The sequence below is a fragment of the Streptomyces sp. MGP-P1 genome, from assembly GCF_057766565.1.
On sequence record NZ_JBYMEM010000007.1, the window covers coordinates 3105076 to 3121442 of the forward strand.

General features: G+C 66.3%; 3 protein-coding genes and 4 pseudogenes. 5 read left to right on the forward strand and 2 right to left on the reverse strand.

What is annotated here, in order from left to right; translation table 11 throughout:
* Position 1 precedes the first annotated feature (1 nt).
* Positions 2–262: pseudogene (locus tag AC3CH1_RS35630) on the reverse strand (hypothetical protein); the annotation flags it as partial.
* A gap of 117 nt (positions 263–379) precedes the next feature.
* Between AC3CH1_RS35630 and AC3CH1_RS35635 the strand changes: the two are divergent.
* From AC3CH1_RS35635 to AC3CH1_RS35655, 5 genes and pseudogenes are all read left to right on the forward strand, one after another.
* A pseudogene (locus AC3CH1_RS35635) lies at positions 380–1137 on the forward strand (transposase family protein).
* A pseudogene (locus AC3CH1_RS35640) lies at positions 1134–2061 on the forward strand (UvrD-helicase domain-containing protein); the annotation flags it as partial. The pseudogenes AC3CH1_RS35635 and AC3CH1_RS35640, both read left to right, overlap by 4 nt.
* 759 nt (positions 2062–2820) lie before the next feature.
* A complete protein-coding gene (locus AC3CH1_RS35645) occupies positions 2821–4323 on the forward strand; it encodes an FG-GAP repeat domain-containing protein (RefSeq protein WP_488466657.1) in 1503 nt (500 codons plus the stop codon).
* Between the two features lie 98 nt (positions 4324–4421).
* Entirely contained in the window at positions 4422–8024 is a 3603-nt protein-coding gene (locus AC3CH1_RS35650) for a LamG domain-containing protein (protein ID WP_488466658.1), read from the forward strand.
* A 133-nt stretch (positions 8025–8157) separates the two neighbouring features.
* Positions 8158–15153 (forward strand): RHS repeat-associated core domain-containing protein, encoded by a 6996-nt coding sequence (locus AC3CH1_RS35655; RefSeq protein WP_488466659.1) that lies wholly within the window; start codon positions 8158–8160, stop codon positions 15151–15153.
* Positions 15154–15801: 648 nt separating this feature from the next.
* Here the strand turns inward: AC3CH1_RS35655 and tpg are convergent.
* Positions 15802–16358, reverse strand: a pseudogene (gene tpg, locus AC3CH1_RS35660) (telomere-protecting terminal protein Tpg).
* Positions 16359–16367 lie beyond the last annotated feature (9 nt).

A 16367-nucleotide genomic window follows, 5' to 3' on the forward strand; every position in this document is an offset into this window, starting at 1 on the left:
GCTACGTTCGCGGGCTCACGTGCGATGCCGGATTTGTCGTCCAGCGACAGGAGTAGAAGTTGTTCTCCCAGAGTTGTTTCCATGGAGACGTGTGGATCGCGAACTCCCGGCGCAGCGCCGAAAGTGCCGCCAGATACCCGGACATTCCATGCACGCTGGGTCCCGGCGGAGTCGAAGCCGAGCACAGATAGACCCAGGGCAGGGGGGTTCGATAGGGGTCGAAGCGTGCAGTGGGGCGCAGGAGGCTCTGCCGGATAGTGAGCCTTTCAACCCGCCCGCGATGCCGCGCTGTTGGGGGTCAACGGGCTGTACGTAACGATGAAGCTCCTGGTAGACGGGTCTCGACCAAGATCACCAGTGTTCGCCCAAGGAGCTTCTCGTGCTCGTCTACCCATCCTCGATCGATCTGTCCAGCAGCACCCGGCGGTACCTGACCGAGCAGCTCGCAGTACGGCAACGGGAGATCGGTACGCGGTGGCGGCGACTGCCTGCCAGCCGTCAAGCCCTGCTCGCCCTGGCCCACCTGCGGTGCGGAGACACCTACGCCCAGCTTGCCGCCGACTTCGGAATCGGCATCGCGACTGTCTACCGGTACATTCGCGAGGCCATCGAAGTCCTGGCTGCTCTCGCGCCGACCCTGGCCGAGGCGATGGAGACCGCCCGGACGAAGGCATTCGTGATTATGGACGGCACCCTGCTGCCGATCGACGACCGGATTGCCGCCGACGGCCCGTACTACTCGGGCAAACACAAACGGCACAGCATGAACGTGCAGGTCCTCACCGACCCGTTCGGTCGCCTGCTCTGGGCATCCCCGGCCCTGCCCGGCTCCACCCACGACCTGACGGCCGCACGGACGCACGAGATCGTCGACGCGCTCGCCGCTGTGGGACTGAAATGCTGTGCGGACAAGGCGTACCAAGGCGCCGGCCGACAGATCCGCGTCCCTTCCGTGGCCGCCGGCTCAAGCGATGGAAGCGACGACACAACAGCAACCACGCCAAAATCCGGTGCGTCGGCGAGCAGGCCATGGCCGTCCTGAAAGGCTGGCGCCTACTGCGGAAGCTCCGCTGCAGCACCAACCGGATCACCGACATTGTGAAGGCCGTCCTCGTCCTTCACCACGCCTCAACTTGAGGTTGGAAAAGGCTCACTACCTCATGATCTGGGCACTGACCAACCCCAGAATCTCCGCGGACTTCCTTCTCCTGGACGAAGCCCAGGACACCAACCCCGTCGTCGAGCAGGTCTTCAACGCCCAACGCGACCATGCCCAACTCGTCATGGTCGGAGACTCCGCGCAAGCCATCTACCACTGGCGCGGAGCCCGCGATGTCATGACCACATTCCGCGGTACCGGCCTCTCACCCTGTCCCAGTCCTTCCGCTTCGGCCCTCACCTCGCCACCGAAGCCAACCGCTGGCTCTCCATCGCCGCCGCACCCCTGCGCCTCGCGGGCACCGACTCGGTCCCCACCACCCTCAGCCTCGTCGAGCATCCCGACGCCATTCTGTGCCGCACCAACGTCGGAGCCCTGCGCCAAGTCATGCAACTCCTCGACACCGGCCACCGCGTAGCCCTGACAGGGGGAGGGCGGCCCTGCGAGCACTCGCTCACGCTGCAGAAGACCTCAGGGCTGGCAGGCCCACATCCCACTCGGAACTGCTCCTCTTCCCTACCTGGGGCGACCTCCAGGACTACGCGTCCAACGACTCTGCAGAAGGAGACCCCGAACCCCTCGTGGACCTCGTCGACACCCGCGGAGCCGACGCCATCCTCAACGCCGTCGACCGCCTCGACAACGAGAACAACGCCCAGGTCACGGTGTCCACCACTCACAAATCCAAGGGCCGCGAATGGGCGAGTGTCAAGATCGCCGATGGCTTCACCCCGCCTCGTGACACCGACCAGAAAGACGACAACGGGCGGCCCGTCCCGGGCCCTATTGAGGAAGCAGAAGCGCGGCTCGCTTACGTTTCTGTCACCCGCGCCCGCCACCAGCTTGACCTGGGCGGCCTGTCGTGGATCCATGACAGGCCCGATGGAACCCCCACGACGTAGCGGCTTCGAGCCTGCAGGACGGAGCCGAAGATCTTCTCAGGACGGCCGCCCTCGCTGCGGATGCCCGCGACGGCGATCGGGGGCACTCCTCGCTACCCGAGCCTCCTGAGCAGACCAACCCGCCTGAGCTCGGTGAGAACCAGTCAAGAATGGCCAATTTAGCGAGTCTTGGCGTCTCTGCGTGAGTAGAACCTTGACAAGAGCATGATCCGGAAAAGTAGTCTCCACTGCTGCATAGTCACAGTTTTTTCACAGATCGCACATGGGGGTGGGGATGAGGCGCACACATACGCGCTCGCTTGCTTTGGGCGCAGCGCGTTTCAGAGAGAGCGCGGCTGCACCGGCTAGGGCCGCAACGGCATTTCCGTCCGGTGCAGAGCCGGATCTCAACAAGAACGGGCAGCGGGACCGGCTCACTGCCTCTCCCGGCGCGACGGCCGTCGATCCTGCTGATGCCGACGTGGTTTACATGGCGTGCGCCGGTGGCAAAGGCAGCCTGCGGTTCTCGCAGGAGCCGGAGCGCTTCCGTGGCGGCCCTGACGACGACGGCCGGTTCAGTCGCTCTCCCGCGGTAGGAATGTCTTCGAGCCTCGGCAGCAAGCCCCTCGGCGCGGTGGTGAAGTGACGGAGTCCCGGCGTGTCCCCCCTGAAATCCCCGCTGGTTTCTGGCAGTCGAGCCACAGCGAGATCTCAACCAGAAGGGCGGGACGCCGACTCGCGCTGCGCGCAGCCCTGGCGGCCGGCCTTGCCGGGGCTGTAGTGGCCACCGCACTGGCCTTCAACGCTGCACCGGCGCCGGGGACGGTCGTCCAGAGCCCGGTGGCAGCCGCTGCCTGTTCCGGATCGGACTCCGACTTCAACGGAGACGGCATACGCGATGTGGCCATAGCGGACCCGGAAGCAACCGTTTCCGGAATCGAGCGGGCAGGACTCGTCCACATCGTCTACGGCGGCGGCAAGGGCACTCTCGAGCTGAGTCAGGAGACGCCCAACATTTCCGACGGGGCCGAGCGTGGCGACGAGTTCGGGTTCTCCATCGCTGTGTATGACGCGAACCTGGACGGATGCTCCGATATCGCGGTCGGCATTCCCTATGAGGACGTCGGCACCGTGAAAGACGCCGGTCTGGTGCATCTGATCTATGGATCGCCTAACGGCCTCGGACAGGGAACTGTTGCCTCGGTGGGGCTGCGACAGGGATCCGATGGAAAACTGGCCGACGGCTACGAGGCTGAGGACTGGGTTGGATACGCCCTGGCCGCAGGCACGTCGGCGACCAACGTTCCCTTCCTCGTCGTCGGCGTGCCGGGTGAGGACGGGCCCCGCGGTGCGGATATCGGGATAGCGCACTACGTCTACGGTATAAACCTGGAGTCCGCGCCGTTCGGCCAGGACAGCGCAGGCGTCTGGGAGGACACCGAACCCTACGACCGCTTCGGTTCCTCGATCGCATCCACCGACCGACACTTCGTCGTCGGTGCGCCCGGAGAGTCGATCGGTACCGTGCAGTTCGCCGGTGCCGTCCTCGCGTTCCGGCCCTCACTCAACACCAGTGGCATACCGGATCCGATGTTCGGCATGGGACAGGGCAGAGTCGAGGGCCCCGACAGCGCCGCGCAAGGCAGTGACGGCTACGGGACCTCGCTGGCGATGGCGCCCTACCGGCCCAGCGGGTCAGCTACCGCCACCGACTCGATGCTAGTCGTGGGAGCACCCGGTGAGGACCTCTCCACCACGGTCGATGCCGGAGCGGTGCAGGTCTACCACATCAAGGCCGACCAGTCCGTCGTACACACCCAGTGGATCGATCAGAATGCGACTGCCGTCGAGGGAGAGGCTGAGCCAGGCGACTTCTTCGGGCAGAAAGTCGCCGCCGTCAACACCGCCCCCAACTCGGTCAGTACGGCTGCGACCATGCGTCTTGCCGTCGGCGTGCCGGGTGAGGAGTACGGAGCCGAGCGCACGGAGAGCGGTGGCGTCGCCCTGTTCTCAATGCTGGGTGCGCCCGGCGCGGCGGACAGCTGGATCGAGCCCGGCCACGGCATCCCCGGGGAACCCGCACCCCGCCAGTTCCTCGGCATGAGCCTGGGCAGTAGTCCCTCGCTTCTGTTCGTGGGTATGCCCTATGGCCCGGCCCAAGACCGGGCTGTCTACGGCTTCCCATGGAACGTCGCCCCGGGCGGTGCCCCCACCCAGACCTTCAGGCCCGGTGAAGGCGGGATCCCGACCGACGTTGCCGCCTTCGGCGCAACCGTTCGCTGACCGCGATGAATGACATGGAGAGCGGACGAGTGTCCAGACGAATCGGGAGCGGCCTCGCGCTGCGCGCCGCCTTGGCAGCCACGCTTGCAGGGGCCGTGATGGCCACTGCCCTGGCCTTCGACTCCGAGCCGGACCTGAAGACCACCGATCCGGCGCTGACGCCGGCGCCGGTGGCGGCATCGGGGCCGGCGCAGACAGAAGCGGCGGCGTCGGCCGCAGCGGACAGGAGCGGCGCGCCGGTCGAGGTGGTCGGCCTGCGTTCGGAGCGCCGGGAGGTGTTCGCCCAGCCGGACGGCACGTTCGAGGCGAGGGAGTACACCGAACCGATCCGCACGATCCGGTCCGGCACGTGGGTGAAGGTCGACGAGACGCTCGTGAAGCGAAAGGACGGCCGGTGGGGTCCCAAGGCCGCGACCGTCGATCTGTCTTTCGCAGGGGGGGCAACGAACGAGCCGTTCGTGACGCTGCGCCGCGCAGGCAGGGAGATGTCGCTGACCTGGCCGAAAGGTGTGCTTCCTGCACCGAGCGTCGAGGGGGCCACCGCGACCTACTCGGAGGTCCACCCCGGAGTCGACCTCGTGGTGCGGGCCGAGGCCGACGGCTTCGGACATCTGCTCGTGGTCAAGACGCCTCAGGCAGCGGCCGACCCCGAGATGGCGAAGATCGACATTGGGCTGAAGACGTCAGGGCTGAAGGTCGTCGAGGACCCGTCCGGCGCGATCGTGGCGAAGGATGCTGAGGTCGACGGCACGGTCTTCGAAGCAGGCCGGCCCACCATGTGGGATTCGGCCGCGACCGCCGAGAGCGGAACGCCCCAGGCCGGACTGTCGGGAATAAAGCGGTCGCGGACGGCTGCACAGAACGGAGAAGCCCAGCTCGATCCCGCCCTGGAGGGGCCGGGCGGAGGCGGCCTCAGGGCACCCCTGGACATAGAAGTCAGCAAGGGCAAGCTGACTCTCATGCCCGACCAGGCGCTGCTGAAGGGCACCGACACAGTGTGGCCGGTGGTGATCGACCCGACCCAGCGGACCACCCCGCGCACGTCCTGGACCGGCGTAATGTCGGGGATGCCGTCAGAGCAGGACTGGAAGTACTCCGACTCCGCAGGGGTGGGTAAGTGCCCCACCGACTACAACCCGGTCTCCTGCAACGGCGTCGGCGTACGCCGGGTGCTGTTCACCATGCCGATCTCGTTCTACAAGGGCAAGCAGGTCCTGGGCGCTTCGTTCTCTGCCCGCGTCGCCCACATCTACAGCGCGACCCCGAAGGCTGAACCGATCCGGCTGTACAGGGTCGGTGGCAAAAACCGCGCACTGTCGTCCTCCAGTGACTGGAACAACACCAAGGACGAGTGGGTCGATCACCTGGAGACCGTGGACAAGGCGATCTCGCCGACCTCATGCGGCGGTGAGGCCAACCTGCACTTCGAGAGCGGCGCGTCCGGGGAGCTGACCGGTGCGCTCAAGGCAGCCGCGACGGACGGCTGGTCGTCGATGACTCTGGGGCTGCGTGCCGCAGACGAGTCGCGGTTCGCGGAGTGGAAGCGGATCTGTGGCAACGCCTACCTGTCGGTCAGCTACAACAACCTGCCCCGACAGATGTCGACTGCCAAGATGTCGTCGGACCCCGGCGGTTCCTGCAAGTGGGGCAGCTCGCGCCCGTATGCGGAAGAGCCTCCGATGCTGACTACCTACGCTTCCGACCCCGACCACGGCGACGGCAAGACGGACAAGGTGAAGGTGCAGTTCAAGGTGGCGTGGACGCCCAAGGGCGCAGCTACCGAGACCTCGTACACATACGACACCTCGTATCTATCCCCGACCTCCACCACTCCATACAGGCACCGGGTGAAAACGGTCATCCCGGAAGGCGTGGTCGTCTACTGGAGCGCGCGGGCCTACGACGGTGACGGCTGGGGGCCGTGGAGCACGGACGGTGCTCCGCAGCGCTGTGAGTTCATTCTCGACAAGACCAAGCCAGGTAAGCCACTGGTGAACTCGCTGGAGTATCCGTCGAATTCCGTCGAACACGACGGCGTGGGCACAGCGGGAACCTTCACCTTCGCTCCCAACCCCAACGACTCCGTCCCGGACACCGACGTGGAGTCCTACCGGTACGGCTTCAACAGCGACGCGGACCCCACTACGGCTGCCAAGCCCTCCAAGGCCGGCGGGTCGGTCTCGGTCACGTGGACACCTTCGAGGTGGGGCCGGAACTGGGTCGAGGTGATCTCCGTCGACAAGGCGGGGAACGCCGGCACCAAGGCCCGCTACGAGTTCCTGGTGACCGAGGGCAGGCCTGCCACCGCGCAGTGGAACCTTGCCGATGCGGCGGGCAGCACCTCTGCGCACGACGAGCGTGGTGAGTTCGCCGCCGACAAGGGTTCCGGAGTCGCCTTCGGGGCAGTCGGCCCGGGCGGCAAGGCGGATGCCGCAGCCTCTTTCGACGGCACGGAGAACTCCTATCTCGACTCGGTCAACACGGTGTTGGACACCGGCCGGAGCTTCAGCGTCAGCGCCTGGGTGCGGCCCACGGATCTGAGCCGTGACATGACGGTGGTCAGCCAGGACGGCACGGGAGTGCCCGGCTTCACCCTCGGCTACGACACCACGGTAGGCACGTGGGCGTTTGGAACGCCACTGACCGACGTGGACACCCTCGGGGAGTGGAGGGCTGTGGCCAGGGGAACAGACGGCAATCCCCTCGTCCCGGTCAAGGACGCGTGGGTGCTTCTGACCGGCGTGTACGACGCGCAGGCGCCCGGCGGTCCGCAGCTGCGCCTGTACGTGAACAAGACCTCCGTCGGTACAGCGCAGCGCCGCTCGGTCTGGAAGACCTACGGTTCACTCCAGATCGGCCGAGCCCTGGCAAAGAGCGGATACCGCAACCATTTCAAGGGCGACCTCGCCGAGGTGCGGGTGTTCGACCGCGTCCTGCCGGCCGGGCAGGTCGCGGAGCTGATGACGATCAAGCCGACACGCAAGGGTTACTGGCAGCTCGACTCCGCCAGCGGCACCACGTCGGCGGAGACCGGTGGTGGGCAGGCCCTGACCCTGGCCGGTGACGCGCGGGTCTACAGGCCCGCGCCGGCCGATCCAGATGACCCGTTCGCCTCACCCGATCCGCCGGCCCTGGTCGGCGCAGGGCACCTGGTGCTGGACGGGGCAGGCGACTACGCGGCCACCGCAGCCGCTCCGTCCAACGGGGCAAGCAGCTTCACGGTCACCGCTCGCGCCCAGCTCACTGCCATCGACGGCACGGTCCCGCAGACGGTGTTCTCCCTGCCGGGCGCGGCCGCCAACCGTGTGCAGGTGCGCTTCCGTCCTGATCCGAACGGCGGCACCGCATCGCGCTGGGAGCTGGCGGTGGCCGACACGGACTCCGCGTCGGCGGCGGTCAAGGTCTTTCAGGATGACCAGGAACTGCCCGACACCGGCGGCTCCGGCCAGCATCTGGCGGTGGTCTATGACGCCTTCGCGAACGAGATCCGTCTCTATGTGGAAGGCGAGCTCGCCAGCACAGCACGCGGTACGGACAACACGCTGTGGTCCACCACCAAGGGACTCCAGGTCGGGCGATCGGCGCTCGGCTCGGCTGAGCACTTCGCCGGAGCGATCGACGAGGTCCGCGCGTACGACGGGGCACTCGATCTCACCGTGGTGAAGCAGATGTCGGTCCAGACCGCCATACCCGACATGTAGCCCGGGGTGAGGGGCGGGACAAGAACGCCCTGCCCCTCACCGCTCTCGCGTCCTTCATTCCTCTCGCATGATGCATGCGCCCGGCCAACATGCCCGCGCGCCTGTTGTGCCGCTACCGATGTGTGGAGTCCAGATGCCGTTCCGTGGCCGGTTGGTCGACCAGCTCATACCCAGACGCGTGGGGGGATCTCTCGCGCTCGCCCTCTCTCTCGCGCTCGGCGGCGCATTGCTGCAACCGGTGGCGTCAGCCGCGGACAGGCCGACAGAACTGGAGCGGGCGAAGGACCCGGTCCCGGTGGTCGAGGGGGCCACGGCCAAGGCGGCCAAGCGGCCGGCAAACACCATGAGCAAGACCGTCGACCCTCGTCTGGACAAGCCGTTCTGGCCCGGCAGGGCTGACGCGGAGATCACTGTCGCGGCCCCGGGCGCAAAGACCTCCCGCGGCGTAATGGTCGGATCCCTCCCCGTCGCAGCCGCCTCCGTCCAGGGCAGGCGGACGACCACCGCCCCGGACAAGATCGCGGTCGAGGTGTTGGGCGCGGCCGACGCCAAGCGCCTGGGCGCGAGCGCCGTACTCAAGGTGGAGCGCGCCGACGACGCGGAACGCTCTGCACCCGTACGCCTCGACATCGACTACTCCTCCTTCGCCGAGGGCTACGGCGGTTCCTACGGCTCACGTCTGCGCATGGTCGAGCTGCCCGCGTGCGCGGCCGTGGCCACCCCAGGCAGCAAGGCCTGCCCGGCAATCCCCAAGGTCCTGGCGACGACCAATGACCCGCAGACCCAGACCCTGTCCGCCGAGGTGACCGCCTCTCCTCAAACCACCGGCAGCAAGGCCGGTGCACCCGGTCTGTTCGCGTTGGCAGCGGGGCCGTCCTCGGCGCAGGGTACCTACAAGGCAACCGGGCTCGCCCCGTCGTCGAGTTGGAGCGTGGCGGCTTCTTCGGGCGGTTTCTCATGGAACTATCCGCTCAAAGCGGTGCCCACGCCCGGTGGTCTGGTGCCGACGGTCGGCCTGGGCTACTCCTCTCAGGCAGCTGACGGCCGTACCGCAGCCACCAACAACCAGGGCTCCTGGGCGGGCGATGGCTTCTCCTACGACCCCGGGTACATCGAGCGCCGCTACAAGCCGTGCTCGGAGGACGGGCACCCCTCATCCGGTGAGCAGTGCTGGGCGTTCGAGAACGCCACCATCCTGCTGAACGGGCAGTCCAGCGAGCTGGTCCAGGACGACACCACCAAGAAGTGGCACCTGTCCAGTGACGACGGTGCCAAGGTCGAGCAGCGCACTGGCGCGACGAACGGCGACAATGACGGAGAGCACTGGGTCGTCACCACTACCGACGGCACCGAGTACTCCTTCGGCCTCAACCAGCTGCCCGGATGGGCGGCAGGCAACGAAGAGACCAAGTCCACCTGGACCGCGCCGGTCTTCGGTGACGACAAGGGTGAGCACTGCTACAACGCAACGTTCGCCTCCGCCCACTGCAAGCAGGCCTGGCGTTGGAGCCTGGACTACGTCAAGGACACGCACGGCAACGTGATGTCCTACTTCTACGAGCCGGAGACCAACTACTACGCCCTGAACGGCAAGACGGATGTCAATGGCACCGCCTACCACCGTGGCGGTTACCTCAAGCGCATCGACTACGGTCAGCGCGACGGCCAGGCCTACGCTGCCAAGGCCCCGGCCCGCATCGACTTCAAGGTCACCGAGCGCTGCCTGCCCACCGACACGTTCGACTGCGCCCCGTCCAAGCGGACCAAAGCCAACGCGGCGAACTGGCCCGACGTCCCGGTCGACCAGGAGTGTGCCGCGAGTACCAAGTGCACGGTGGGCCAGACCTTCTTCACCACCAAGAGGCTGACCGGAATCACCTCCCAGATCCGCACAGGCGCCACCACGTACCGGGATGTCGACCACTGGTCGCTCACCCACAGGTTTCACGACAACGGCGACGACTCCAAGGCCCTCTGGCTTGACAAGATCCAGCACGAGGGCCGGGACGGCACAGCCGTAAAGATGCCGGCCATCGAGCTGTTCGGCGAGCAACTGGTCAACCGGGTGGACACGGTCGGTGACAACATAGCCCCCTTCCATCGCTACCGCCTGGCCACCGTACTGAGCGAGACCGGCTCCCAGCTGACCGTCAACTACGCCGCCACCAACTGCACCGCGTCCACCCTGCCCAAGCCCGGCGAGTCGACCAAACGCTGCTACCCGGTGAAATGGGCGCCTCCAGGCTATCTGGAACCCACTACGGACTGGTTCCACAAGTACGTCGTCGCCGAGATCATCGAGACCGACCGCACCGGCGGCGGCGAAAGCAGCGTCACCCGCTACAACTACCAGGGCGACGCGGCATGGCGGAAAGCCAAGCCCGACGGCATCACCGAAGACAAGTTTCTGACCTGGGGCAACTGGCAGGGCTACGGCAAGGTCTCGGTCACCAGCGGCACCGCGGACAAGCAGTCCACCCGCATCGACTACACCTATCTCCAGGGCATGGACGGCGACAAGGGCGCCGACGGTGCCACACGCAACGTCAAGGTCAAGGACTCCCAGGGTACCGAGCACACGGATGCCGAGGAGTACACCGGCCACGAGCTGGAAGCAGTCACCTACAACGGCAGCGCCATCGCCTCCCGGACGATCAGCCAGCCGTGGAAACACAACACCGCAACACAGACACGCAGTTGGGGAACACGACACGCCGTGATCTCCAAGCCCCGCGTCGAACGGGGCTTCACCCCGCTATCGGCCGGCGGCTGGCGCGAGACCAAAAGCACCACCACCTACGACACCGCCACGCGCACCGGCCGGGTCACCCACGTCGAGGACCTCGGTGACGTCTCCACCGCCACCGATGACACCTGCACCCGCACGTACTACGCGGACAACGCGGGCAAGAACATCCTTTCGCTGCCATCCCGCAGCGAAGTGGCGACAGTCACGTGCGCCACCACACCGGACCGTTCCCAGCAGATCCTGGCCGACGAGCGCACCTCCTACGACAACGGTGCGTTCGGCACGCCCCCCACCAAGGGTGATGCCACCAAGACCGAGAGAATGACCGCCCACAACGGCACCACCGCCACCTACCAGACCACCGGCACCACCGGGTACGACGGCTTCGGACGCCCGTTGTGGCAGAAGGACGCCAAGAACAACGAAACAAAGACCCAGTACACCGAGACCAACGGCCTGCTGACCCGGACCACCGCCACCAACGCCGCCAGCCACACCACCACCACCGACTACAACCCCGCGCGCGGCGCCGCCACCGGCCAGAGTGACCCGAACGGCAAGCGCACCGATCTCGCTCACGACGCGATCGGCCGCCTCACCTCAGTCTGGCTTCCCGACCGCGCCAAGTCCCAGACCCCCAGCATCAAGTACTCCTACTTGGTCCGCACCAACCTGCCCACGGCCATCAAGACCGAAAAGGTCGAGAGCGACGGAACGTACGGCACCGAGTACGAGCTCTACGACAGCCTCCTGCGCGGCCGCCAGAAACAGACCGAAGGCCCCGGCGGCACCCGCATGGTCGCCGATGCCTGGTACGACGGAGTCGGCAAGATCGTCAAGACCAACTCGACGTACCGGGCCGCCGGAGCCCCCAGCGACGAGCTCCTGCCCGCGGGCAACGGTGCGGTCGGCGCACAGACACGCACCGAGTACGACGGCCTCGGCCGCCCCACCGCCGAAATCAGCCTCCACGCAGGCACTGAGCAGTGGCGCACCACCACCCGCTACGACGGCGAACTGATTCACACCGACCCGCCCGCCGGCGGCGTCGCCTCCACCGCCACCACCGACGCCGACGGCCGTACCACCACGCTGCGCCACTACCGCGGGGACCGCCCCGACGCGCTGCTCGGCTACGACGACACCAAGTACACCTACACTCTCAACGGCCAGCTCAAGACCGTAACCGACGCCAAGAACAACGTCTGGACCTACGAATACGACCAGCTCGGCCGCAAGGTCAAATCCATCGATCCCGACGCCGGCACTACCACCACGCAGTACGACGAACTAGACCGAGTGCAATGGGCAATCGACGGCAACGGCAAGAAGGTCTCCACCCAGTACGACTCCCTGTCCCGACCCACGTTCACGTGGGAAGGCGAGCCGACGACCGGCACCAAACTCACCGAGACCCGGTACGACAAGGCCGGCTGGCTCGGCCACGCATGGGCGTCCATGCGCTACGTGAACGCAACCCAGTACATCGGCTCCTCGGTCACCGAGATGGACGACCTCTACCGACCGCTGAAGAGCCTCTACGCCGTACCCAACACCGAGGGCGAACTCGGCGGAACGTATGAGTTCACAACGGCCTACAACCGTGACGGCACCGTCCGCGGGACCGGACTGCCCGCTGCCGGAGGCCTTCCGGCCGAAGCCCTTACCTACGGCTACGACGAGCTCCAGCGCCCCACCACCCTGACGGGCACCACCTCCTACGTCACCGGCACCACCTACTCCGGTATCAGCCAGGTCCTGGGCCTGGAGCTGTACACCGGCAGCGGCAGGAAGGTCGGCCAGACCTTCGCATACGAGGCCGGCACCGGCCGCCTGCGTACCGCCACCGTCGACGTCGCCGGCGCCACCAACCCGGTCAAACAGTCCTCGTACACCTACGACCAGGCCGGCAACGTCCTCTCCATCGCCGACACCGCCAACACCAGCTCCACGGCGACCACCGATGTCCAGTGCTTCGCCTACGACACCGGCGCCCGCCTGAAGGACGCGTGGACCCCCGCCGCGAGTACCGCCACAGCCCAAGGCGCGGGCACCCTCGGCAGCAGCGGCCTCGATGCCTCCAAGCCCTCCGCCTGCGACGCCGCTCCCGGCGCGGCCGCGCTGAACGGGCCGGCCCCCTACTGGAAGTCGTACAGCGTCGACGCGATCGGCAACCGGAACAAGGAAATCCTCCACGACGTCGGCCGCGACGCGGCCAAGGACATCACCCGCACCTACAGCTACGGCGGAGCGGGCACCGACGGCGACGGCCCGCACCAGGTCACCAAAGTCGTGGAGAACACTCCGACCGGCAACAGCCAGTCCACCTACACCTACGACGACGGCGGCAACACCAAGACCCGCGTCATCGGCGGCAACACGCAGACCCTCGAATGGAACGCCACCGGCCAACCCGCCAAGATCAAAACCTCCGCGGGCGACACCACCTACATCTACGGACCCGACGGCTCACGCCTGGTCCGCAAGGACCGCAACGCCACCACCGTCTACCTCCCCGGCATGGAACTCTCCCTCGCAGCCGGCTCCAGCACCGTCAAAGCCACCCGCTACTACAGCCATGCCGGCCAGACCATCGCCATCCGTACCAGCGACAACAAGCTGTCCTTCCTGGCCTCCGACCACCACGGCACCGGCGAACTCGCCATCGACGCCGCCACCGGAACCGTCACCCAGCGCCGCTCCGACCCCTACGGCGTCGATCGCGGCGAGGCCAACGGCACCTGGCCCGGCGAGAAGGGCTTCGTAGGGGGCACCATCGACGCCTCCACCGGCCTCACCCACATCGGCGCTCGCTCCTACGACGCCCAACTCGGCAAATTCATCTCCGTCGACCCGATCATCGACTACACCCGCCCTCAACAGATCAACGGCTACGCCTACGCCGACAACAGCCCCGTCACACTGTCCGACCCCAGCGGGCTCTACGCGGACTGCGGCTCCCACGACCCCCGCAGCTGCTCCCGCACACCGATCACCAACCGCGCTGACGCAGACACGGAAAAGGCAGAGAAGACGCGGGACGAGGCCGCATCAGGCCAGGCGGCTGCCGAGCAGCAGTTCTCCTCCGCCAGACAGCGCACCGTTCGGGCCGCCAAGGCCATCGTCAAGATCCTCATGGATGAGATCGGCATCACAGCCGGCCTCGACTGCCTCTCCACCGGAGACCTGGGAGCCTGTGGCGAAACTGTCCTCAACATCGCCGGGAGCTTCTCCGGCGGCCTAGCAGGAAAGCTCTTCGCGAAATATGGAGCCCCATGGGGATGGGAAAAAGGGGGAAAGCTCCTCAAGCGGGTCGTCGGCCTGGTGGATGACATTGTCGGCGGGGTCGCCGGAATGATCAGCGCCTCCAAGAAGGTCACCAAGGCGAAGGAGTCGTTGGCTCGGGCTGAATCAGCCCTGAAAGCAGCGCAGAAGCGTTCAGCGGAAGCTGCTTCCGGGATCTGCGAGAAGCACAGCTTCCTGCCCGATACCAAGGTTCTGGCCGCGAATGGCAAGACCAAACCGATCAAGAACGTCAAGCTCGGCGAAAAAATTATCGCCACTGACCCAAAAACAGGTAAAACGACTGTCCGTGAAGTCGTCCGCACGATCACTACCGAAGACGACAAGTACTTCATCGACCTCACCATCGGCACGAAGCCCGTCGGGGTGGACCGCAAGGCAGAGAAGGATGCCGGGGCCAGGCAGGGAGGCGTAACAGACGAGGCAAACAGCAACACCTCGAACGCTACCCTCACCTCCACCATCAACCATCCCTTCTGGTCCCCCTCAGAGCGGAAGTGGATTGAAGCCGGGGATCTCACACCCGGCATGACCCTCCGCACCGCCGACGGAGACATAGCCGCAGTCGCCGCCACCCGCACCTTTGAACAGCGCCAGCGCACCCACGACCTCACCATCCGTGACATCCACACCTACTATGTGCTGGCGGGTGCCACGCCGGTCCTCGTTCACAACTGCGATGTAGACCCCCAAAGTGCTCCTGGAGGGAAGAATGGCGCTGCCGTTAGCATCAAGCAGGTGAAGATGGCGCTCGGCAGGGCTAGCATGAGCGTTTCTCAATACGACATCGTGCACAAGCCGGAGATTCGCACCGCCGGAGATGGCCTGCCTGCTTACGGGAACAGCCCTCACGATGGTAGTGGAATGCCGAACCTGGGCCCGCGAGGACGTCCGGTAATTCAGATCTCCAACATGGGCCTGGCTGATATGGATACCGCCGTGGCCACGATTTTCCACGAGACCTATCATCACCAGATGTACGCCACTTGGCCAGACTCATTGGGTGGAACAGAGTCCGCTGCGGAGACATTCGGGCAGGCTATGCTCGGTGTTTTCAGACGAAGGACGGGTTCATGATTCAGGTAACACGCTTCACGCCCTCGGAAATCGAGGCTCTCGGGCGAGAGCGAAATTTTCTCCGGGATCAGTCAGAGTGGCTTTGCCCTTCGTGCGGAGAAATTTCGGTTCGTACCTACCTCAGAAACACGAAACACGCGGGTCGTCCTGCTGTGATCAGCTACACGTGGTGTGCTGCTTGCCGGAAGATGGCTGGCTCAACCGGTCCTCTGCCGACCGGTCTGATCATCTCGGATCCATGGCGGGAATTGGACCGGGCAGCGTGGGAACAGTTCGACACGAGCCTGCCCCGGCTTTTCGCTAGGCTCGACCGGCTATGGGAGGACGGCGTGCTGCCACAAAGCATCGTCTGGAGCCAGCGGTAGAGCGACGATCACGCCGGGATGAGCAAACAGAAGCTCCGACAGGGGACCTCCTGGCGGGGCTTCTGCATGAGGTGACGGCAGTAGTTGACGGCAACGTCAACGGGCGAGGCGTCCTTGCCGTCGACTCTGACGATCCGGCCGTCCTCCCTCGTGGCGTTGGATGTGAATCTTGCGCTTGCCGCTGGTTAGCGCGAGGGAGGCGAGCTACTTGTCAGCCTTGCCGCCGCGGTGTGGGGAGCCGTGACTGGCGCGAGCAGGTGAAGGTCATGGGGAGCCCCCCGGGCTACAGCCGGAACTGGAGGTCGAGGAGGTCGGTGAGTTCGACTTCGAGGCCGTGGGCGCGGCGTCCGTTGTCGCGGAAGTAGGTTTCGCCGAGTGCTTCGGCGGTGAGTTGGAGCAGCTGGTCCTCGGTCATTCCGGCGGCTTGGGCGTCGAGGAGGCGGGCGGCGTGGTGGGGTGGGAGGGCGAGGGTGAGGTGGCGGATGCGGGACTGGTCGGTGGAGCCCGCGGCGGCGGTGTAGCCGAACCGGGCCTGGACGTCGATCATGATGCCGTCGGTGCTGGCTGCCTTCTGCCGGGCCCGGCCCTGACCTGCGGCTGCCACCGGATGCGGACCTCTCCCTCCAGCCGGGTGGCCAGCTGCGGGCGGGGCTGTTTGATCTGGTCTTTCACATACCGCTCCACGGTGCGCTGGCTGATGCCGAGCAGGTCGGCTACCTGCTGGGTGCTGCCCCGGTGCCGGCGCACCAGGTAACGCATTTGCGCCCCGGCGGACCTGGGCACCGGGCGCGTAAACGCTCCTTGTACGGCCCGGCCGAGTTCTTCCTCAACGGTGACCATTTACCGCCA